19 protein-coding genes are annotated in these 21,850 nt (G+C 63.7%); 10 read left to right on the forward strand and 9 right to left on the reverse strand.

Translation table 11 applies throughout. The annotated features are described in order from the left end of the window. Positions 1 to 266 precede the first annotated feature (266 nt). From ABD654_RS03035 to ABD654_RS03060, 6 genes are read left to right on the forward strand one after another with little or no spacing between them, the layout of a single operon-like run. Positions 267 to 3,104, forward strand: coding sequence for a monovalent cation/H+ antiporter subunit A (locus ABD654_RS03035; protein ID WP_344702153.1), 2,838 nt, complete (start codon positions 267 to 269; stop codon positions 3,102 to 3,104). Next, positions 3,104 to 3,436 carry a Na+/H+ antiporter subunit C gene (locus ABD654_RS03040; RefSeq protein WP_344702155.1) on the forward strand — a complete coding sequence of 111 codons (333 nt, stop codon included), beginning with the start codon at positions 3,104 to 3,106 and terminating at the stop codon, positions 3,434 to 3,436. Before ABD654_RS03035 ends, ABD654_RS03040 begins: the two co-directional genes overlap by 1 nt. After that, a complete protein-coding gene (locus ABD654_RS03045; RefSeq protein WP_344702157.1) occupies positions 3,433 to 4,950 on the forward strand; it encodes a monovalent cation/H+ antiporter subunit D in 1,518 nt (505 codons plus the stop codon). Before ABD654_RS03040 ends, ABD654_RS03045 begins: the two co-directional genes overlap by 4 nt. After that, complete coding sequence (locus ABD654_RS03050) at positions 4,947 to 5,444, forward strand: Na+/H+ antiporter subunit E (RefSeq protein ID WP_344702159.1); 498 nt, start codon at positions 4,947 to 4,949, stop codon at positions 5,442 to 5,444. The genes ABD654_RS03045 and ABD654_RS03050 overlap by 4 nt, the downstream gene beginning before the upstream one ends. Next, a complete protein-coding gene (locus ABD654_RS03055) occupies positions 5,438 to 5,707 on the forward strand; it encodes a K+/H+ antiporter subunit F (RefSeq protein ID WP_344702161.1) in 270 nt (89 codons plus the stop codon). Before ABD654_RS03050 ends, ABD654_RS03055 begins: the two co-directional genes overlap by 7 nt. Beyond that, entirely contained in the window at positions 5,704 to 6,090 is a 387-nt protein-coding gene (locus ABD654_RS03060) for a Na+/H+ antiporter subunit G (protein WP_344702163.1), read from the forward strand. Before ABD654_RS03055 ends, ABD654_RS03060 begins: the two co-directional genes overlap by 4 nt. On the opposite strand, the gene serB is transcribed toward ABD654_RS03060, so the two are convergent. The 3 genes from serB to parE are packed head-to-tail and all read right to left on the reverse strand — an operon-like array spanning position 6,087 to position 11,254. Beyond that, positions 6,087 to 7,043 carry a phosphoserine phosphatase SerB gene (gene serB / locus ABD654_RS03065; RefSeq protein WP_344702165.1) on the reverse strand — a complete coding sequence of 319 codons (957 nt, stop codon included), beginning with the start codon at positions 7,041 to 7,043 and terminating at the stop codon, positions 6,087 to 6,089. The genes ABD654_RS03060 and serB overlap by 4 nt on opposite strands. A 4-nt stretch (positions 7,044 to 7,047) precedes the next feature. Continuing rightward, complete coding sequence (parC, locus tag ABD654_RS03070; protein ID WP_344702167.1) at positions 7,048 to 9,321, reverse strand: DNA topoisomerase IV subunit A; 2,274 nt, start codon at positions 9,319 to 9,321, stop codon at positions 7,048 to 7,050. Between the two features lie 37 nt (positions 9,322 to 9,358). After that, on the reverse strand, positions 9,359 to 11,254 hold the full coding sequence (parE, locus tag ABD654_RS03075) for a DNA topoisomerase IV subunit B (RefSeq protein ID WP_344702169.1): 1,896 nt from the start codon (positions 11,252 to 11,254) through the stop codon (positions 9,359 to 9,361). Positions 11,255 to 11,558: 304 nt separating this feature from the next. Between parE and ABD654_RS03080 the strand changes: the two genes are divergently transcribed. Further along, on the forward strand, positions 11,559 to 12,755 hold the full coding sequence (locus ABD654_RS03080) for an IS4 family transposase (protein WP_344702171.1): 1,197 nt from the start codon (positions 11,559 to 11,561) through the stop codon (positions 12,753 to 12,755). A 172-nt stretch (positions 12,756 to 12,927) separates the two neighbouring features. After that, on the forward strand, positions 12,928 to 14,397 hold the full coding sequence (locus tag ABD654_RS03085) for an NCS1 family nucleobase:cation symporter-1 (protein ID WP_344702173.1): 1,470 nt from the start codon (positions 12,928 to 12,930) through the stop codon (positions 14,395 to 14,397). 53 nt (positions 14,398 to 14,450) lie between these two features. On the opposite strand, the gene pgi is transcribed toward ABD654_RS03085, so the two are convergent. Further along, positions 14,451 to 16,151: a glucose-6-phosphate isomerase gene (pgi, locus tag ABD654_RS03090; protein ID WP_344702174.1), complete on the reverse strand. Its 1,701-nt coding sequence runs from the start codon at positions 16,149 to 16,151 to the stop codon at positions 14,451 to 14,453. 119 nt (positions 16,152 to 16,270) lie between these two features. Between pgi and cmoA the strand changes: the two genes are divergently transcribed. Further along, complete coding sequence (gene cmoA / locus ABD654_RS03095; RefSeq protein WP_344702176.1) at positions 16,271 to 17,014, forward strand: carboxy-S-adenosyl-L-methionine synthase CmoA; 744 nt, start codon at positions 16,271 to 16,273, stop codon at positions 17,012 to 17,014. Between the two features lie 15 nt (positions 17,015 to 17,029). Beyond that, positions 17,030 to 18,031, forward strand: a complete 1,002-nt coding sequence (gene cmoB / locus ABD654_RS03100; RefSeq protein WP_344702301.1) for a tRNA 5-methoxyuridine(34)/uridine 5-oxyacetic acid(34) synthase CmoB — start codon at positions 17,030 to 17,032, stop codon at positions 18,029 to 18,031. Here cmoB and ABD654_RS03105 read toward each other — a convergent pair. The 5 genes from ABD654_RS03105 to ABD654_RS03125 form a co-directional block, all read right to left on the reverse strand. Further along, positions 18,028 to 19,143, reverse strand: a complete 1,116-nt coding sequence (locus tag ABD654_RS03105) for an App1 family protein phosphatidate phosphatase (RefSeq protein ID WP_344702178.1) — start codon at positions 19,141 to 19,143, stop codon at positions 18,028 to 18,030. The genes cmoB and ABD654_RS03105 overlap by 4 nt on opposite strands. A gap of 4 nt (positions 19,144 to 19,147) precedes the next feature. Further along, positions 19,148 to 19,933, reverse strand: a complete 786-nt coding sequence (locus ABD654_RS03110; protein ID WP_344702180.1) for a metallophosphoesterase — start codon at positions 19,931 to 19,933, stop codon at positions 19,148 to 19,150. 10 nt (positions 19,934 to 19,943) lie between these two features. Then, complete coding sequence (locus ABD654_RS03115; RefSeq protein WP_344702182.1) at positions 19,944 to 20,399, reverse strand: DUF1249 domain-containing protein; 456 nt, start codon at positions 20,397 to 20,399, stop codon at positions 19,944 to 19,946. Between the two features lie 17 nt (positions 20,400 to 20,416). Next, complete coding sequence (locus ABD654_RS03120; RefSeq protein ID WP_344702184.1) at positions 20,417 to 21,088, reverse strand: NUDIX domain-containing protein; 672 nt, start codon at positions 21,086 to 21,088, stop codon at positions 20,417 to 20,419. Between the two features lie 95 nt (positions 21,089 to 21,183). Next, positions 21,184 to 21,831 carry a TRAP transporter TatT component family protein gene (locus ABD654_RS03125; RefSeq protein ID WP_344702187.1) on the reverse strand — a complete coding sequence of 216 codons (648 nt, stop codon included), beginning with the start codon at positions 21,829 to 21,831 and terminating at the stop codon, positions 21,184 to 21,186. Between the last annotated feature and the right edge of the window lie 19 nt (positions 21,832 to 21,850).

Below are 21,850 nucleotides of genomic sequence, written 5' to 3' on the forward strand. Positions count from 1 at the left end.
AGACAATCAGCCCCGGCAGATTTTGTCAACGCCTGTGGCCCGCGGCTGTCCGCGGCTCGGGCGTTCGCCCCGTGCAGAACAAACCCTGCGCCTAAAATTCCCCAAACGTAGCTCAGCTGATACGCTTAAGGGTTTGCGCCATAAAGCCGCTGACAAGGCCCTTTGGCTCTGTCACTAACGTCAGGTTATCGATCTATGTCATCTATTCCATGTCACCACGCCCTATACCCGGCCGCCACGATGATACTTAACCGCTGGATTACCTCATGACACTGCTATGGATCGCTTTACTGCCGCTTGCCGGCGTGCTGGCGCCTGTGCTCACCGCGCGCTACGGGCGTACGGCCTGCACGCTTGCCACTGCCCTTCTACCCGCCCTTGCACTTGCCTTGACGCTTTTACAGGTGCCCGCGCTTGCCGACGGTGAGTCGCTGCGCTTTAGTGCAAGCTGGCTGCCCCAGCTGGGGCTTGATCTGGCGCTGCGGCTGGACGGCTTGACGCTTTTGTTCAACCTGCTGATTTTAGGCATTGGGCTGTTGATTTTGCTTTACGCCCATTTCTACCTTGATCAGAACGAGCCGTTCGGGCGCTTTTACGCCTTTATGGTGCTGTTCATGGCGTCCATGGTGGGCATCGCCATGGCCGACAATCTGATTTTGCTGTGGCTTTACTGGGAGCTCACCAGCCTGGCGTCTTTTCTGCTGATCGGCTTTTGGACCACCCAGAGCGCGGCGCGCAAAGGCGCGCGCATGGCGCTGACGGTAACCGGCGCCGGCGGGCTTGCCCTGCTTGCCGGGGTGCTGCTGCTGGGACATATTGCCGGCAGTTTCGACATGAACGTAGTGCTCAGCCGTGGGGCGGTCATCACCGCCGACCCGCGCTATCCGGCCATGCTGGTGCTGGTGCTGCTGGGCGCGTTTACCAAATCGGCGCAGTTCCCCTTCCAGTTCTGGCTGCCCCACGCCATGGCCGCGCCCACGCCGGTGTCGGCGTACCTGCACTCGGCCACCATGGTAAAAGCCGGCATATTTCTCATGGCGCGGCTGCACCCGGCCATCGGTGATGACGCGCTGTGGACCGTGCTGGTCTCGCTCACCGGTGCCGTCACCTTGCTATACGGGGCCTGGTTTGCCCTGTTCAAAACCGATCTCAAGGGCATTCTGGCGTTTTCTACCGTAAGCCATCTGGGGCTTGTCACCATGCTGCTGGGCATCGGCAGTCCCATGGCGATCCTTGCCGCGCTGTTTCACATCGTCAACCACGCCACTTTCAAAGCGGCGCTGTTCATGAGCGCGGGGATTATCGACCACGAAACCGGCACCCGAGAGCTCAAGCGCCTGGGCGGGCTGCGCACCACCATGCCGGTAATGGCGGTGCTGACGTCGGTGGCCGCCGCGGCCATGGCGGGCGTGCCGCTGCTCAACGGCTTTCTCTCCAAGGAAATGCTCTTTGCCGAGGCGCTCAACACGCCGGTTCTCGCCGGGCTGAGCTGGCTTATGCCGGTGCTGGCCACCCTGGGCGGGGTGCTTTCGGTGGCGTATTCGCTGCGCCTGGCCTGGGCGGTGTTTTTCAAACCCCCGCGCAAGATGCCGCCCAAACCGCCCCACGAGCCGCCGCGGCTGATGCGCGTGCCTGTGGAGTTTTTGGTGGCGCTGTGCGTGCTGGTGGGGATTTTTCCGTCGTTTTTCGCCGGCGGCCTGCTGGATTTGGCTACCCGGGCGGTGCTGCTTGAGCCGCTGAATTTCCATCTGGCCGTGTGGCACGGCTTCAATCTGCCCCTGGCGATGAGCGCGGTGGCGCTGGCCGGCGGCGGGCTGATGTACTGGCGTCACGACGACATGCGCCGTTTTCTTGGCCAGTTTGGCAGCCTGGACGCACGCTTTGTATTCGAACGCGGGATACTGGCCTGCAAGCACGGCTCAGAGCGCACGCTTGACTGGCTGGAAGGCCATTCTTTGCAGCGCTATATGGCGTTTCTGCTGCTGTCCGCGGTGGTCGGCGGGGTCATCGGGCTGGCAAAAATTGCCCCGCTGACCGGCGCGCTTGGCAACCAGCCGGTGGACGGCGTGGTGCTGTTTGGCGCGGCCATGCTGATCTTTGGCGGCATCGCCACCGCCGCGACCCATCGCTTCCGGCTGATTTCGCTTTTGATGCTGTCCATTGTCGGGCTGTTTGTGGCGCTGACGTTTGCTCGCTTCTCGGCGCCGGATCTGGCCTTGACCCAGCTGTCGGTAGAAGTGGTCACCATGATTCTGCTGATGCTGGCGCTGTTTTTTCTGCCCCAGCGCACCCCGCGTGATTCAACCCCGATGCGCAACGTCCGCGATATTCTGCTGGCAAGCGCTTTGGGGCTGGTGGTGGCGAGCCTCAACTACGCGGTGCTGACCCGGGCTACGGCATCGATTTCTGATTTTTTCCTCCACAACAGCGTGCCCGGCGGAGGCGGCCACAACGCGGTCAACGTGATTCTGGTGGATTTCCGCGGCTTCGATACCCTGGGCGAAATTACCGTGCTGGCGCTGGCCGGGCTTGCGATTTTCAAGCTGCTCAACCGCCTGCGGCTGTTCATGCCCCACAGCGACGTGGAAGGCCGGCTGTGGTCGCCGGATCGCTACCCGCCGATTCTCACCTCCATTGCCATGACGCTGCTGCCGCTGGCGCTGCTGGTCTCTGCGTTTATCTTTCTGCGCGGCCACAACCAGCCCGGCGGGGGCTTTATTGCCGGACTGGTAACCGCCGTGGCGCTGATTTTGATCTACATCGCGCGCGGCGTGGACTGGGCCCAGCACCGTCTGGACTTCCCCTTCCAGCCCGTCGCGGTGATCGGCGTTGCCACGGCAACGTTGACCGGGCTTGGCAGCTGGGCCTTTGGCCAGCCGTTTCTCACCTCGGCGTTCGGCCACTTTTCGCTGCCGCTGATCGGCGGGTTCGAGCTGGCCACAGCGCTGCTGTTTGATCTTGGGGTGTATCTGGCCGTGGTCGGCGCCACGCTGATGATTCTGGCCAATCTGGGCAAGGTCACCACGCCCTATCGCCCGGTGCCCGATGCCCCGGCACGACATACCGATGCCACCACGCCCGCCCAGGGCAAGGAGGATTCCTGATGGAAGCGCTGTACGCCATTGCCACCGGCATTCTCACCGCCTGTGGCCTTTATTTGACCCTGCGCGGACGCACCTTTCCCGTGGTGGTGGGGCTGACGCTGCTTTCCTATGCGGTCAACCTGTTTCTTTTTTCCATGGGCGGGCTGACAACGCACGGCGCGGTGATTATCAACGGGGCCAAAGACTATGCCGACCCCCTGCCCCAGGCGCTGGTGCTCACCGCGATCGTCATCGGTTTTGCCATGACCGCCTTTGTGGTCATTCTGGCCATGCGGGCGCGCAGCGAAGTGGGTAACGACCACGTTGACGGTAAAAAGGACGATCACGAATGACCCAGCATCTGATTATTCTGCCCGTGGTGCTGCCGCTGGTGGCGGGGATACTCTTGCTCTACAAGCGTTTGGGCCGGGTAAGCCAGGTCAAGCGCCTCATTAGCGTGGCGGCCACGGCGGCGCTTGTGCTGGTATCCGCCATGCTGCTCTACCGGGCAGCCACGGACGGGGTGACCTATTACGCGCTGGGCAGCTGGCAGCCGCCCTTTGGCATCGTGCTGGTACTTGACCGCCTTTCGGCGCTGATGGTGGCGACCACCTCTGTGCTTGCCCTGGGTGCTGTGGTGTATTCCTGCGGCGGCGACGATGAAAAGGGCAGCAATTTCCACGGCCTTTTCCAGTGGCAGCTGATGGGCCTGAACGGCGCCTTTTTAACCGGGGATCTGTTCAACCTGTTTGTGTTTTTCGAGGTGCTGCTGCTGGCCTCTTACGCGCTGCTGCTCCACGGCGGCGGCAAGGCCAAGATTCAGGCAAGCGTGCACTATGTGGTGCTCAACCTGGCCGGCTCGTCGCTTTTCCTTATTGCCGTGGGCCTTCTCTACGGCGCCACGGGCACGCTCAACATGGCTGATATGGCGCTGCGCATAGCCGAGCTGCCCGCCGAGCGCGAAGGGCTGGTCACCGCCGGCGCGCTAATGCTGCTGGTGGTGTTCGGGCTAAAGGCGGCCATGCTGCCGCTGTATTTCTGGCTGCCGCGCGCCTACGGCTACGCGCCGGCGCCGGTGGCGGCGCTGTTTACCATCATGACCAAGGTGGGCATTTACGCCATTCTGCGCGTGTATACGCTGATCTTCAGCGAGCAGGCCGGCGGGCTTGCCGCCCTGGAGCAGCCCTGGGTCTGGTGGCTGGGCCTGGGCACGCTGGTGGTGGCCGCCATGGGCGTGCTTGCCACCCGGGACTTGCGCTTGATGGTGGCCTATCTGGTGCTCATCTCGGTCGGCACGCTGCTGGCCGGCGTGGGCATGAGTACGCCAGAGGCCGTTTCTGCCCTGCTGTACTACTTGGTCCACACCACCCTGGTCACCGGCGGGCTGTTTTTGCTGGCCGCGATGATCGGCACCCAGCGCGGCAAAGCCGGCACCCGGCTGGTCAAGGGCCGGCCCATGGCGGCCGGCGGCGGACTGGCCCTGCTGTTTTTCATCGGCGGGGTAACCGTGGCCGGCATTCCTCCGCTCTCCGGCGCGCTGGGCAAGGCGCTTTTGCTCAACGCCGCCGAAGGCAGTGAGCGGCTGTGGCTGTGGCCGCTTTTGCTGCTGGCGGGGCTTGCCTCTCTGGTGGCACTTTCCCGCGCCGGGTCGACGTTTTTCTGGGCCAGCCACCGCGGCACGCCCGGCGGCGAGGCTCTGCACCGAGCCCAGTGGGCCGGCGTTATCCTGCTGGTGGCCGTCGCGCCGGTGGTGCTGGTGGCGTTTGCCGGGCCGGTAAGCGACTACACCCGGGCCGCCGCCCAGCAGCTGGCCAATCCCGACGTTCTTATTCATACGCTGCTGCCCGCCACAGGAGATCGCCCATGATCCGGTCACGCCGCTTTCTACCTACGCCTTTTCTCTCTATGCTTTTGCTGGTCGTCTGGCTGCTGCTGACGCGCAGCATCGCTTTGGGGCACATACTGCTGGGCGGCGGGCTGGCCGTGGTGATTCCGCTGGTGTGTTATCGCTTCATGGATCGCCGGCCGCATATTCAAAAGCCCTGGCGGCTGCTGCGCTTTGTGCTGCGGGTACTGGGCGATATCGTCGTTGCCAACTTCCAGGTCGCCTATCTGATCATCAACCCGTGGCGCAAGATGCGCCCGCACTTTGTGGAATACCCGCTGATGCTGGAAGAGCGCTTTACCATCACCCTGCTGGCCAGCACCATCAGCCTGACGCCGGGGACGGTGTCGGCCAACCTGCGCCTGGACGGCAAGTCGCTTTTGATCCATGCCCTTGACATCGACGATCCGGAGGCCCTGGTGGCACAGATTCGCACGCGCTACGAAGCACCGCTCAAGGAGATCTACGAATGCTGAGCATCGCGCTTCCCGTTACGCTGGCGCTGGTGATCATGGCCCTGCTGATGAACCTGTATCGGCTGGCGGTGGGGCCAAGCCTGCCCGATCGCGTGCTGGCGCTGGACACCATGTACGTCAACTCCATTGCGCTGATCGTCCTGCTTGGGCTGTGGCTGGACAGCAAAACGTACTTTGAGTCGGCGCTTTTGATCGCCATGCTGGGTTTTGTCAGCACCGTGGCGGTTTGCAAGTACATTCTGCGCGGAGACATCATCGAATGAGCACTCTGGTCGAATTTACCGCATCTTTGCTGCTGGTCGCCGGCGGCGTGTTCGCCTTTATCGGCTCGCTGGGCATGGCGCACCTTCGGGATTTCTACATGCGCCTGCACGGCCCGACCAAGGCCACCACAATCGGCATCGGCTGCATGCTGATGGCCTCGATGCTGTATTTCTGGCATCGCCACGGCGCACCGGACGTTCAAGAAATGCTGATTACGCTGTTTTTGTTTATCACAGCCCCGGTCAGCGCCCACCTGCTGGCCAAAACCGGGCTGCACATGAAGCTTGAACGCGCCGATAAAACCCGAGGCGAGCCGCTTGAGCTGCGCGACGAAGAAGTCGGCGACAACCCCGTACCGCACCCGGGCAAAGGCGACAGCTAACCGGCCGGCGTATCCGCCCGCTCCGCGCAACCGTGGCCCATAAGAAACAGCACGGCGTCCAGCCCCAGCGTTGTGATCGACTGGCGGGCCTGTTGGCGCACCAGCGGCTTGGCACGAAAGGCAATGCCAAGCCCGGCACGGGCGAGCATTTCCAGATCGTTGGCGCCGTCGCCCACGGCCACGGTCTGGCTTAGCTTGAGATCGTGGCGCGCGGCGACCTCCTGGAGCAGCTCAGCCTTGCGCGCCGCGTCTACAATCGGCTCGCGCACCTCACCGGTCACCCGGCCGTCTGCGATGATCAGCTCGTTGGCGTGCACCTCATCAAAGCCGAAGCGCTTTTGCAGGTGCCGGGCAAAGTAGCTAAAGCCGCCGGAGATAATCGCTGTGCGGTAGCCGTAGCGCGCAAGGCCTTCCATCAGCGTCTCCAGCCCGTCCATCAGCGGCAGGGTAGCGGCAATGTCTTCAAGCACTGCCTCATCCAGCCCTTCAAGCCGGGCCATGCGCGCGCGAAAGCTCTGCTGAAAATCCAGCTCGCCGCGCATCGCACGCTCGGTAATGGCCGCCACTTCATCGCCTACCCCGTGGCGGCGTGCCAGCTCGTCGATGACTTCGGTCTTGATCAGCGTGGAGTCCATGTCAAAGCACACCAGTCGGCGGTGCCCGCGCCATTCGTCCGCCGCCTGGATGGCGATGTCGACGCCCTCTTCGCGACCCAGCGCCAGCGCCTCTTCCCGCAGCGCCTCTACGTCCACGCGGCCGCCGGCAAGCGCCGGCCCGCTAAGCTCAACGGCGAGGCAGGCGGCGCGGCCCGGGGCGGCGGCGGTGTCATGGCGTAGCCAGCGGTGCGCCGAGGCGTATAGCGCGTAGCGGCTGACCAGCGTGTCTACTCGGGCCATCAGCGCCTCGGGCAGCGACTCGCCCAGCAGCGTTAACACCAGTGCATTACGGTTCATGGGGTTATCCTTTGGGTTGATCGGCTGGCTGGCGCTGCAGGCGGTCGACGCGCTGCAGGCCTCGGGGCAGTTTGTTGCCGCGCCGGCCGCGCTCGCCGCGGTAGTAGTCAAGATCGGCGGGCTTGAGCGTGAGCTTGCGCTTGCCGGCATAGGCAACAAGGGCGTCACCTTCGGTGAGCACGGCGATATCGCGGACGAACTCTTCTCGGCTGGCCGCCCGGGCAGCGGGAATATCGAGCATCTTGTTGCCCTTGCCCCGGGTCATCTCCGGCAGCTGGTCGAGCGCAAACAGCAAAAGCCGCCCTTCGTTGGAAACCGCTGCCACCCAGCACGGCGCCTCGCTTGCCGGCAGCGCCACCGGCGCCAGCACGCTACAGCCCTTGGGCAGCGTCAGCGCGGCCTTGCCGGCTTTGCTTTTACTGGTCAAACGCTCAAGCTCGGTGATAAAACCGTAGCCGCCGTCCGAGGCCAGCAAAAAACGCTGCGCCGGCGGCGCCAGCAGCACGCCGGCCATCTGTGCACCGGCGGCCACGTTGACCCGGCCGGTCACCGGCTCGCCCTGGCCCCGGGCGCTGGGCAAATTGTGTGCGGCCAGCGTATAGGCGCGCCCGGTGTCGTCCAGCAGCACCAGCGGCTGGTTGGTCTTGCCCCGTGCGGCCAGGGCAAAGCGGTCGCCGGCCTTGTAGGAAAGCCCCGCCGGGTCGATCTCGTGGCCCTTGGCGGCGCGGATCCAGCCTTTCTCGGACAGCACCACGGTGATCGGATCAGCACCGAGCAGCTCCACCTCGGAAAGCGCCCGGGCTTCCTTGCGCTCCACCAGCGGCGAGCGGCGCGCATCGCCGTGCTCTTTACCTGCCGCCCGGAGCTCTTTTTCCATCAGGGTGGTCAGTCTGGCCTCGCTGCCCAAAAGCCCTTCAAGGCGCTTGCGCTCTTTGTCCAGCTCGTCTTGCTCGCCGCGAATCTTCATCTCTTCGAGCTTGGCCAAATGGCGCAGGCGCAGCTCTAAAATCGCCTCGGCCTGGGGCTCGGAAAGCCGGAACGCGGCGATCAGCGCCGGCTTGGGCGCATCCTCTTCGCGGATAATGCGAATCACTTCGTCCAGGTTGAGAAAGGCAGCCAGCAGCCCTTCCAGCAGGTGCAGGCGGTCATTTACCTTGGACAGTCGGTGCTCCAGCCGACGGCGCACCGTGGCCCGGCGAAACGCAAGCCACTGGCCCAAAATCTCCGGCAGCGCCATCACCTGGGGGCGACCGTCCAGGCCGATGACGTTGAAATTGACGCGGACGTTTTTTTCCAGATCCGTGGTGGCAAACAGATGCGCCATCAGCGCCTCGACGTCCACTCGGGCCGAGCGCGGCTCGATCACCAGCCGCGTGGGCTCTTCGTGGGTGGACTCGTCGCGCAGGTCGGCGACCATGGGCAGCTTTTTGGCCTGCATCTGAGAGGCAATCTGCTCCAGCACCCGGGCCCCGCTGACCTGATAGGGCAGCGCGGTAACCACGATGCTGGCATCTTCCCGCGCAAAGCGCGCACGCATTTTCACCGAGCCGCGCCCGGCCTCGTAAAGCTTGGCCAGCTCCGCCCGCGGGGTGATGATTTCCGCCTCGGTGGGAAAATCCGGCGCCGGCAGGTAGTCCAGCAGGTCTGCGGTGGTCGCCTCGGGGTGGCGCAGCAGATGGCAGGTCGCCTCGACCACCTCAGACACGTTGTGCGGCGGGATATCCGTGGCCATACCCACGGCGATGCCGGTGCCGCCGTTCAATAGAATGTGCGGCAGCCGCGCGGGCAGCACGTCCGGCTCTTGCATGGTGCCGTCGAAGTTGGGCGACCAGTCCACGGTGCCCTGGCCAAGCTCGGCGAGCAGCACCTCGGCGAACTTCGACAGCTTGGCCTCGGTGTAGCGCATGGCGGCGAACGATTTGGGATCGTCCGGGCTGCCCCAGTTGCCCTGGCCGTCCACCAGCGGATAGCGGTAGGAAAACGGCTGGGCCATCAGCACCATGGCTTCGTAGCAGGCGCTGTCGCCGTGGGGATGAAACTTGCCCAGCACGTCGCCCACGGTGCGCGCGGATTTCTTGTGCTTGGCGCTGGCCGACAGCGCAAGCTCGCGCATGGCGTAGACAATGCGGCGCTGTACGGGCTTGAGCCCGTCGCCGATGTGGGGCAGCGCACGGTCGAGAATGACGTACATCGAGTAGTCAAGGTAGGCTTTTTCAGTGTAGTCACGCAGAGAAAGGCGCTCGACGCTGCCTTCCGCCACGGCAATATCCATGCTCATTAATACGCCTCTTGTCGTAACCGGTCATCGCCGGTGCTTATACGTTGACCTCGGCGAGGTTGCCGTAGTGTTCCAGCCAGTGTTTGCGGTCGGCGGCGCGCTTTTTGGCCAGCAGCATGTCCAGCATCTGTTCGCTGCCGTCGCCGTCGCTGCGGGTCAGCTGCACCAGCCGGCGGGTGTCCGGCGCCATGGTGGTTTCACGCAGCTGCAGCGGGCTCATCTCGCCGAGCCCCTTGAAGCGCTGGACGTTGGGCGTGCCGCGCTTTTTTGCCAGTCGCTTTACAATGGCGTCTTTCTCGCTTTCGTCCAGGGCGTAGTGCACTTCCTTGCCCAGATCGATGCGATAAAGCGGCGGCATGGCCACAAAGATATGGCCGGCGTCCACCAAACTGGGAAAATGGCGCACAAACAGCGCGCACAAAAGCGTGGCGATGTGCAGGCCGTCGGAGTCGGCGTCGGCGAGAATGCAGATCTTGTGGTAGCGCAGCCGTTCCAGATTGGCGCTGCCGGGATCGGCGCCGATGGCCACGGCGATATCGTGGACCTCCTGGGAGGCGTAGATCTCGTGGGAATCGACTTCCCAGGTGTTCAAAATCTTGCCGCGCAGCGGCAAGATCGCCTGGGTTTCGCGGTGGCGCGCCTGCTTGGCGCTGCCCCCGGCGCTGTCGCCTTCCACCAGAAACAGCTCGCTCTGGGCCGGGTCCTGGCCGGAACAGTCCGCCAGCTTGCCGGGCAGCGCCGGGCCCGAGGTAACCTTTTTGCGCACCACCTTTTTGGCCTTTTTCTGCCGGCGCTGGGCGGCACTGATCACAAGCTCGGCAAGCGCTTCGCCGTCGGCGACGTGGTGATTGAGCCACAGCGAAAAGGCATCTTTCACCACGCCGGCTACAAACGTCGAGACGGCCCGCGAGGACAGCCGCTCTTTGGTCTGGCCGGCAAACTGCGGGTCGAGCATCTTGATCGAGAGCACAAACGCCGCCCGCTCCCACAGATCGTCAGCGGTGAGCTTGATGCCCCGGGGCAGAAGGCTTCTGAACTCGCAGAACTCGCGCAGCGCATCCAAAAGCCCTGAGCGAAAGCCGTTGATGTGGGTCCCGCCAAGCGGGGTAGGAATCAGGTTGACGTAGGATTCCGCCAGGGCCTCGCCGCCTTCGGGCAGCCACTGAATGGCCCAGTCAACGCCGTGGTCGCTGTCGCTGAAGCGGCCCAGAAACGGCTCGGCGGGCAGCACGTCATAGCCGTCGGTGGCCTCCACCAGGTAGTCACGCAGGCCGTCAGCGTACTGCCAGCGGCTTTGGGTGCCGTCCGGCTCGATAAGCGTGACCTCAAGCCCGGGGCACAGCACGGCCTTGGCGCGCAGCAGGTGCTTCATCCGCCCGACGGCGAATTTGGGGCTGTCGAAGTAGCTTTCGTCGGGCCAGAAACGCAGCAGCGTGCCCCGGGCGCGCTTGGGTGCTTTGCCCGCCACCGCCAGCTCCTCGACTTTGTGGCCGAAGGCAAAGGCCATGGCGTGGCGCGCCCCGTCGCGGGTGACTTCCACCTCCAGCCGGCGCGACAGGGCGTTGACCACCGATACCCCAACGCCGTGCAGCCCGCCGGAAAAGCGGTAGCTGGAAGCCGAAAACTTTCCCCCGGAATGCAGCTTGGTCAAAATCAGCTCGACCCCTGACACGCCGTGTTCAGGGTGAATGTCAATGGGCATCCCGCGACCGTTGTCAGCGACTTCAATGCCGCCATCTGCCAGCAGTGCCACCCTGATTTTTTGAGCATAGCCGGCCAGCGCTTCGTCAACGCTGTTGTCGATGACCTCCTGGGCCATGTGATTGGGTCGGGACGTGTCGGTATACATGCCGGGGCGCTTGCGTACCGGATCGAGCCCGGAGAGGACTTCGATGGCGCTGGCGCCGTACTGAGAGGCATCAAACTGAGACATGTGGCACGGGTTTCCTGAAAAGTGAAGCTGGCTGCCGGCGCATACGGCACTTGCCCGCCGAAAGCAGCGAAAAAACGCAGCGCACCCGCCGGTCAGGACCAGACGGATACTATAGCGCCCAGAGGGTAACGCAAAAGAATAAAGCTGTATATTCGAACAGATCAAAAAGCGCGACTAAAGTGCGATTTACGCCTGAGGGATCCCCATGAATTGGGTAGTAAAATCAGCACGATAGGATTGAAAAGGCCTGCATGAGTCATGCATGTTGTAAGTTACGACACACAACAACATGCGACGGAGACCCATGCAGGCCCCTCGATTCTTGCATAACTTACTGACATCTTCACTCCCCGTCATCCATGCCAAGCGGCTACAGGCCGTACTCGATACCGTTGGCGCGCTGCTGGGCGAGCGACGGCTGGGATTAACGGCTATTGGTCGTGCTTTGCCGTGCTCGACGGATGCCAAGCACGCCATTAAACGAGTCGATCGTTTATTGGGCAATTCCCACCTGCATCAAGAAAGGCCACTAATCTATTGGCGCATGGCATCGCTGCTGATTGGCCATACAACGCGCCCCCTGATTCTGGTGGACTGGTCGCCGATTGATGATCGCGGCCGACATTTCCTGCTGCGTGCGGCGGTGCCCTTCGCCGGACGATCGCTGCCCATCTTCGAGAAGGTTCACCACAAGGAAGGATGCCCACACTGTGAAGCCTATCTGCTGGATGCGCTAACAAAGATCCTGCCCGACGACGCCACGCCAATCCTGGTGACCGATGCCGGCTTCCGTAATCCGTGGTTTCGGGCCGTTGAAGCGCGCGGCTGGTATATCGTTGGACGAGTCCGTCAGCCGACCCGTTACCAGGCGTCAGGCGACGCATGGCAACCCGTGAAGACCTTGTTTCAACACGCGACATCGGAACCGCGCGCATTAGGCCCCGTCCGGATCGCCGAAAACCATCCGTTCCACACCCAGATGGTGCTCTATCATCAATCGCCACGGGGACGTAAACATCGCAATAAACAAGGCCGGGTCTCTCAGGATGGCGGAAGCCGAACGATCGCGCGGCGTCAGCAGGAGCCCTGGGTGCTGGTCAGCAACCTGCCGGACCGCTCAACGCTGGCCAACAAGGTCGTAACGATCTATCGACAGCGCATGCAGATCGAGGAAGGCTTTCGCGATGTGAAAAGTCCCTTGTTCGGTCTGGGTTTCGGCATGCAACAGTCTCGCCAGGGCAAGCGTATCGAGATCCTGTTGCTAATCGCCATGCTGGCGAACGTGGCCATGATGGTGGCCGGCTTGGATGTCCGAGCCCGGGGGCAACAGCAACGCTACCAGAGCAACAGTATCCGGCACCGAAGCGTGCTCTCCGTGTGGCGCCTGGGACTGGAGTATCTTCGACGTCATCAGCCTGGGGCCGTGCCCTGGCCTACCTGGACTACCCTCCGAGCGCAACTTCGCGAGGAAGTCAGGGAGCAGAGCTTATGCGGCGAGTAGCAACATATTCGTGGGGATCCCTCAGGATTTACGCTCAATTGCGCGCGCAGAATCCGACTGTCAGAATCCGTTTTGTATACAAAGACGCGGAAAGGCACGGCGTGGCCCTTTCGCGCTCAGATGACATTTCGTAAAAACAACACCAATACTACCAACAGGCGCGAATTGCCCCATGGCTGACATTTCTGATGAAGAGCTGGAAATCACGCACAGCTCCGGTTTGCTCTACAACGAAGACCTGGCGCCGGTCAAAAAGGCGTCACGCACCTGGGGCTGGTTTGAAATCTTCAACGTCTGGTCCAACGACATTCAAAGCCTTTTCGGCTATACCCTGGCAGCGTCGCTGTTTATTTCCTACGGGCTGAACGGCTGGCTGGTCATGGCCGCCATTATTCTGGCCGGCTGCGTAGTGATGGTGCTGGTCAATCTTTCGGGCAAGCCCAGCGTCAAGTACGGCGTGCCTTTCCCCGTGCTCATTCGCGCCAGCATGGGGGTCTTCGGCGCTAACTTTCCCGCCATGCTGCGTGCCATTACCGGCATCTTCTGGTACGGCGTGCAAACCTATTTTGCCTCCACCGCGCTGGCCCTGCTGATCACTGCCCTGTTCGGCGACCCCGGCGGCCGGTGGCTGGGCATGTCCGGCGTTGACTGGCTGTCTTTTGCGCTGGTGTGGGTGTTCCAGGTCATGCTGTTTTGGCAGGGCATCGAACGGATCAAGCACTTTCTCAACTGGGCCGGGCCGCTGGTCTATGTGGTGATGGTGGCGCTGATGATCATCATCTGGTATCAGGCGGGCAGCGATTTGTTGCCGGCGATCGACACCATTTTCAGCGGCTCAAGCGACTTCAAGGGCAGCCCGGCCAACGCCTTTCTGGCCATCACCGGCACCATGATTGCCTACTTTGCCGCTGTGGTGATCAACTTTGGCGATTTCACGCGCTTTGTCAAAAGCGAACGGCAGATGAAGATCGGCAACCTGGTGGGGCTGCCGCTCAACGTGGCTTTCTTTTCGTTTATCGCTTTGATCATCACCGCCGGCACGCTTGCGCTGTTCGGCGAGACCATGACCAACCCGTCCGATATCATCGCCCACGTGGACTCCCTGCCGCTGACCATCATTGCCGCCATTACCTTCTTTGCCGCAACGGTAGGCATCAATCTGGTCGCCAACTTTATTCCGCCGGCCTATGATCTGGCCAACCTTTTCCCCAGCAAAATCAGCTTTCGCACCGGCGGGCTGATTACCGCCTGCGTGGCCTTTGTGGTCGGCGGCCTGTGGGTGGCGCTGATCAGCAATATCGGCATTGCCGGCTTTGTCAACGCCATTGGCGCCATCGTCGCCCCCTTCTACGGCATCATCGTGGTGGACTACTACCTGCTACGCCGGCAAAAGCTCAATATCCAGGACATGTTCTCGCGCGATCCCGACGGGGCCTACTACTACATCAAAGGCTGGAACAAGCGCGCCATCATGGCGTTTGCGCTGGCCGCCATTTTCTCTGTTTCCTCTGTGTGGGTGCCGGCCCTTGAAGCGCTGGGCGGTTACGCCTGGCTGATCGGCGCAGCGCTGGGCGGCTTTTTCTACCATCTGCTGATGCTGGGCAAGCGCCCGTCCATCGAGCAGCAGGCACGCGCCCGCTAAGCTCACCCCGGCCGACCCACGCCGGGGCAGCCCGCCCCGCTCCCTGCCCCGCCCTAGCCGGCGGGGTTTTTCCGGCCAAGCTGCCAGAACGCCTCCATCAGCCCCCGGGTGGAGGGGTCCATGCCGTCAGGCGCGGCGTCGCCTTCAAGAATGCGCTGCGTTTGTCCGGCAATCTGCTTGCCAAGCTCCACGCCCCACTGATCGAAGGGATTGATATCCCAGATCGTTGCCTGAACGAATACCTTGTGCTCGTACAGGGCGATCAGCGAACCCAGCGTTTCCGGCGTCAGCCGATCCAGCAGCACCGTAGTAGAGGGCTGATTGCCGCGATAGCGCTTGTGCGCCGGACGCGGAGCGTCGTCGGCGATGGCTTCGTCGCCCAGCATCAAAAGCCTGGACTGGGCAAAGCAGTTGGCCAGGGTCAAACGGTGCTGGGACTGGAGCAGCCGGCGGGTGTCGGGGTCGCTGACGCCGTCATAGCGGGAAAGCGGCGCGATAAAATCGCACACCACCGGCTGGGTGCCCTGATGCAGCAGCTGATAAAAAGCGTGCTGGGCGTTGGGCCCCAGCTGGCCCCAGAGCACCGGACAGGTGGAGTAGCCGGCAGACGCGCCGTCCCGCGTGACGGATTTGCCGTTGGACTCCATTTCCAGCTGTTCCAGATAGGCGGAAAAATACTCCAGCCGGCCATCGTAGGGCAAAATCGAGTGGGCGCGAATATCCAGAAAGTTCACGTTCCAGATACCGGCAAGGGCCAGCATCACCGGGGCGTTATCGGCAAGCGGGGCGCTGGCAAAGTGCTCGTCCAGGGCGTGCGCCCCGGCCAGCAGGCGGCGAAAGTTGGCCATGCCGATCACCAGCGCAATGGGCAGCCCGATCGTCCCCCAAAGCGAGTAGCGCCCGCCGACCCACTCCCAAAAGCGCAGCTGGTGCGCCGGGGCGATGCCCCAGTCGGTCATTTTTTCGGGGCTGGCAGAAACGCCGATAAAATGCTGGCGAATCACCAGCTCCGGGCGGATCGACGTAGCGCCCTTGCGCGCCAGCCGCGAAAGCAGCCAGTCCCGCGCGGTGCCGGCGTTGGACAGCGTATCCACAGTGGTAAACGACTTCGACGAGAGCACAAACAGCGTGGTTTCCGGGTCCAGCCGGCCAAGATAGTCGGCCAGCTGGGAGCCGTCCATGGTCGAGGCAAAGTGCACCTTCAGCGGATGGATATCGTCAGGGCGAAAATCCGCCAGCGCGTGGGCCACCATCTGCGGGCCCAGGTCCGAGCCGCCCACCCCGAGATTGATCACCCGCTTAATCGGCTTGCCGGTCGCTCCTCGCCACTGGCCGGCGTGCAGCCGCTTGACCAGGGTCTCCATCTGCGCAAGGCTTTGATGCACTGCGGCCACCACGTCCTCGCCGTCAACGCTGAGCGTGGCATCCGCCGGCAGGCGCAGCGCGGTGTGCAGCGCCGGGCGATCTTCGCTTTGGTTAACCCGCCGGCCGCTCAAAAGCCCGTCGATGGCATCGGCAACCCCGGCCTGCCGGGCCAGCGCCAGCAGCTGCGCAAGCGTCGGCTCGTCCCAGCGCTGCTTGGACAGATCCAGCGTCAGCCCGGCCACCCGGCGGCTGAAATGCGCAAAGCGTTTGCCCTGGCAATCACGGGCAAACAGCGTTTTCAAGTGTGTTGCCCGGTGGCGTTCGGCGTGGCGCAAAAGTGCCTGCCAGGCCGGCAGCGTATCGGGCGTGGTAGGTTCAGCGTTGGCCATCTGGCCCTCTCCTTGTGGCACGCGTTTGTGAAACGGCGTCTGTTCGCGTCATGGCGGGGCGCGTAAACTAGGGCGCGACCGTTTATTGTTACAGATCGTTTTACGGACCGGCCTGCCCCATGAGTGATGCATCTTACCGTGACGCCATTTTTTCGACACCCCTTGATCGGGTGGCGCAGTTTTCCTTCGACGAGACCGTTGTGGCGTGCTTTCCCGACATGATCCGCCGCTCGGTGCCGGGCTACGGCCAGGTGCTGGGCATGCTCGGCCTGATCGCCAGCCGCCACCTGCGCCACGGCGCCCGGGTATACGACCTGGGCTGCTCGCTGGGCGCGGGGGGCCTGGCCCTGGCCGGTGCCCTGCCGCCGGACGCCTTTGACTACGTAGGGCTGGATCTCTCCCCGGCCATGGCCGAGCGCGCCCGCCAAACCTTTGCCGCTGAGTGCCCGGCGCACGCCATGCAGGTCGATGTTGCCGATATTCGCGAGGTGGAGTACGCCTCGGCGGGCATGATCATGCTCAACTTCACCTTGCAGTTTCTCCCGCCGGAAGACCGCGACGCGCTGCTGGCGCGGCTGTACCAGGCCCTTGAGCCCGGCGGCGTGCTGGTGCTGTCGGAAAAGACCGTAGACGCCGACGAATACGACAACGCCTGGCGGGTGGAACGCTACCACGACTTCAAGCGCGCCAACGGCTACAGCGACATGGAAATCAGCCAAAAGCGCACCGCGCTGGAAAACGTGCTGGTGCCGGATACGCTGGAGGCCCACCACGCCCGGCTTGCGCGCGTAGGCTTTGCCCGCTCGATGACGTGGTTTCAGTACCTCAACTTCGCCTCAATGATCGCCTTCAAGGAGGGCTGAACGGTGCCCGACACCATGCCGCAAAAAACCCTGCCCGACGACCAGCGCGCACTCTACCAGGCGTTTTTGGACCAGGGGCTAACCGAATGGCTGGCCCGGCTGCCCGAGCAGCTGGCCGCCGGGCTCGACCGCCGCCGCCACGGCGATTTGCCCATGTGGGAAAAAGCCGTGGCCAAGCTGCCCGAGCTGTCCGCCGAGCGCGAGGTCGCGCTGAACGAGGACACCGTGCGCGTGGCGCTTGACCTTGACGACAGCCGCCGCCGCCAGTGCGAGAACCTGCTGAAAAAGCTCGCGCCCTGGCGCAAGGGGCCGTTTTCGCTGGGCGGCATCGAGATTGATACCGAGTGGCGCTCGGACTGGAAATGGCAGCGCGTGGCCCCGCATCTGGCGCCGCTTGCCGGGCGAAAAGTGCTCGACGTGGGCGGCGGCAGCGGCTATCACGCCTGGCGCATGGCCGGCGCCGGCGCGGCGTTTGCGCTGGTGATTGACCCCTCGCCGCGGTTTTACTGGCAGTTTCAGGCGGTGCGCCACTTTGTCGGCGATGCCGACGGCGGGCGCACGCACTTTCTGCCCGTGGGCATCGAAGACGTGCCGGAAAACCTCGGGTTTTTCGACACGGTGTTTTCCATGGGCGTGCTCTACCACCGCCCTTCGCCGCTTGCGCACATTCAGCAGCTGAAAGAGGCGCTAGCGCCCGGCGGCGAGCTGGTGCTGGAAACCCTGGTGGTCGAAGGCGACGAGCAGACCGTGATGCTGCCCGGCAGCCGCTACGCGGCCATGCCCAACGTCTATTTTCTGCCTTCCTCCGCTGCGCTGTGCCACTGGCTTGAACGCTGCGGCTTCACCGGCGTGCGGGTGGTGGACGAGGCCCCCACCACGCTTGACGAGCAGCGCTCAACCGAATGGATGACCTACCAGTCGCTTGCCGACTTTCTCGATCCGCAAGACCGCACCCGCACCGTTGAGGGCTATCCGGCCCCGCGCCGGGCGGTGGTGATCGCCAACCGGCCGCACTAGGCGTCGGGGTGGGCACGAACGTCGTCTCTGACGGCGCGGCGGCCGTGGGCCGAAATAAACCCGCGGTGATGGGCATGGCGCGCCATTTTCAGGCTATCCGCGGCGAGTATCAACTCGCAGTCGCTGCCGACAAGCTCTTCGCGTAGCCGGTTAATAGCGGTTTCGCGCTCGGGGCTGCTGTCTACCCGACGAATATAAATCGCCGCGATGCGCCCGGGGTAGGCCTTGACAATCTGGGTATAGACTTCCGGGTCGTGCTGGCCGCTGTCGCCGATCAGCACGCAGGGCACCCCGTCAAACAAAGCCAGCATACGCTCGATCAAATCACGCTTGTGATCGGTTGCCCGGCGCGGCCAGGGGTGACGCCAGGAAAGCCCCCATTCGCGCAGAAACAAAATCGGCCCTACGGGAATGCGGTTGAGCTGGAAAAACGCTTCGAGCATTTCATAAATCGCCCAGGGTCCGCGAGACACGTAAAGAATCGGCCGTTCCAGCCTGCCGCTTGCGCCGCAATGCAGCGCCTGATACAGCGCCGCGACGCCGGGAAACGCCGTGCGCCGCTCGGCCTTTTTCATAAACAGGCGATAGAGCATCTTGAGCTTTTCGGCCACGCCGGTGAACATGACCGTGTCGTCGATATCGCTGATCACCAGCAGGTCTGTGTCCTGTGAGGGCACATAGACCTCAGCACGGGTGCGCACCGTGCCTTCGGCGACGGTTTTCACCGCGATGTCGGCCCGGTGCCAGGAGAGCGCCACCGGCAGCGGCGACGCCAGTGATATGCGTGCGCTGAAATAGCCGTCGCGGTCGGTGACAACCCGGCGGACGTTGTCACCCAGACGCACTTCCACCTCCACGCGCACCACGCCTCGGCGCAGCATGCGCCGGGCCACATCGGCCACGTCGCGCAGCGCGCCGCGCCGGGGTATCATCCGCGCCGGCGCCGGCTGACGATAGACGCGCCCCATGACAAACGCTTCTTGCCGCGAGCCGTAGCCGCGATACGGATGCACGACCGTTCCCCCACGGCCGCTGTCCCGACGCATGGGCGACGCGGCCAGATGAACCAGCCGCTTGAAAAAATGCGCAACGCGCCGCAGAGCGTGCCTCATGCCCTCACACTCCCGGGACAGGACGCGCGGCTTTTTCCTGCAATGCCCCGCTGTATGCATCGCAAACGCGCACCACCCGGGTGCTCAGATGGCCGCCGTCAAGCGCAAGTACGCGATAGCCCGGGCTTGCATCAGGGTCCACGGCAAAGTGCGTAGCGCCGGGCAAGAACTGATCCGCCGCCGCCGGGCAGCCGTAAACGTCCACCGTGCGACCGGCATTTTGCCGTTGGCCGGCAAACGTCTGGTGAGCATGGCCGAACAGCACCGTGCGCACCTGGGGGTAGCCGGCCAGCGTGCGCCAAAAAGCGTCGCAGTCCGCCAGGCCGATGGCGTCCATCCACGCAGCCCCCACCGCCACCGGCGGGTGGTGCATGGCGATCAGCGTAGGGCGGCGGTCTTTGTCAAGCTGTGTGGCCATGGCGGCAAGCTTTCGCACCCCGAGTCGGCCGTAGGGCGCGCCGGGCACCTGGGTATCCAGCAGCAGCATGCGCCAGCCGCCAAGGTCCACCGCCGCCGGCGGCGCGCGCTCGGCGGCCATGCGTTCCAGCCGGTCGTGGTTGCCGGGCAGCCAGTGCCAGGGGCACGCCAGCGTATCCAGCAGCCGTGCGGCGGCGGCGTAGGAGGCCGCCGTTTCATCCTGGCTGATGTCGCCGGTTACTACCACAGCGTCGGGCTGCTCGGCGCTCGCCGCGGCCACCACGGCCTGTAGCCGGCTAAAGGGCACGCCGGTGCGCGATCGCGCGGCGGGATCGGCGTGCAGATGCAGATCGGTCATTTGGATTAGCTTCACCGGCAACGCCTCAGGGCACTTCAGCGACAAAGGCGCTGTGCCCGTGGGCCAGGCCATGGGCCAGCCATTCGCCCAGAAAGCGGTTGAGCTGGAGCTTTTCATCGGGCTGGTGCATACGCGTATTGGGATAGCGGTAGCGCCCGCTGAAATGGCGCTCGCGCTGAAAGTCGATCACCTCGGCCATGCGCACGTCATGGTAGAGATGCACGCGCATGCGCGGATGCTTTATCACGCGGTCCAGCGGGCCAGTCTGGCTGATCTCAACCAGGGTGGTGTACGGCGCATTTTGCCGCACGTGCAGGCGCAGCGCGAAGGCGTTTGCAGCGTCAGTGAAGGTATCGCCCAGACCGATCTCACGCCGCTCGCCCTGCTCCATGTCGCCCACCAGGCGCAGCAGCCGCAGGTAGTTGGCGCTGCATTCGCCCTGCAGCGTTTTCAGATCGGTCACATAGGCATTTCGTGCCATGTTCGCTCCTGCTTGGGTTATTGCGCGGCGGTCAGCGCGCCAAAGCGGCGCGCGTGCTCGGGAAGGGCGCGCAACGAGGCGCGCTTGCCGGCCAGCCAGTGCATGCCGATCAGCGCCATGGCGTTATCGAGCCGCCCGGCGGCCATGAGCTCCCAGGCATCGGCAAAGCGTACCACATGCACGCGGATGTCTTCGTTTTCATCCACCGCGCCGTGCACCCCGCCCAGCTGGCTGGCGTCAACCAGCGCGGCCAGCAGCGTCACCCGCTCGTTGCAGGCGCCGGCGCTGGGGTAGTAGTCGTGCAGTTTGATCAGTTCCTGAATCTCGCAGCCGGCCTCTTCCCGGGCTTCGCGCCGCGCCACGTCCTCTGCGCTTTCGCCGTCTTCGGTCAGGCCGGCCACGACTTCGAGCTTCCACGGCGAGGCGTCATCGATGGCCCCCACGCGAAACTGCTCGATAAACACCAGCGAATCCAGCGCTACGTCATACAGTAAAACGCCCACCGCGCCGTGGCGGCAGTGCAGCTCACGGCGCATGGGCGGGCTCCACCCGCCTTCGAAAAGACGATGGCGCAGGGTCAGTGCCTCCACGTGGAAAAAGCCCTGCTGCAGCACCTCGCGCGAGGTGATATCCACATCTTTTTGCGTAAAAGGCGGCGTTAGCAGCGATTCGGCGGAAATAAACGCCATAAGTGCCTCCCGACACGGAACATGTCGGCGTATTATCGGGGCACGTCGCCGGGAATGCCAACCGACTTTCCGCCGCCGGGCGCCGGGGCAAAGCGCTACAGGGTGTCAAGCAAAGAGCGGGCGTCTTCGCGCAGCGCTTCATCGGAATCTTGCCGGGCCGGGCGTGGCGTGCCGTTTACCGCGCGCCGGGCGTGTTCGCGGGCCGCCTGCGTGCGGTCTTCGTCTGCAAGAATCGTGGCGTAATAATAGTTCACGTCAATGCCGTCAGGGCGTATCTCCAGCGCGCGCTGGAACATGCGATCGGCTTTTTCGCTATCGCCAAAGCTGATCAGCCCGCCGGGCACCCGGGCATATAAAATCCCCAAAGTGACATAGGCCGAGCCGTTATTGCCCTTTGGGTCCAGCTTGATGGCGCGCTCCAGCGCCCGGCGCGCCGCCTTGGCATCGCCCAGCGCGCCAAAGCTGCGCCGCTCGCCAGCATAGGCGGCCAGCACCAACCCCTGCCACACCAGCACTTCGGCGTTATCGGGATGTTGCTCGGCCAGCGTATTCATCTCTTCTGCCAGCGCTTTCAGCGTTGCCTCGCGCTCGGCATCGGGCACCTCGGCCAGGGTATATTCCACGCGATTTTTCAGCTCGAAAAAGCCCTCGGGTGCAGTGGCTGAGGCAGCAACGGCAAACATCGTCGCCGCACCGGCCAGCGCCGCTATTACCGCGGCTTTGCGAATACGTATACAAGACATAAGAGGCTCCCGGCATCTT

The sequence above is a fragment of the Halomonas cibimaris genome, from assembly GCF_039537045.1.
GTDB classification, from domain to species: Bacteria; Pseudomonadota; Gammaproteobacteria; order Pseudomonadales; family Halomonadaceae; genus Vreelandella; species Vreelandella cibimaris.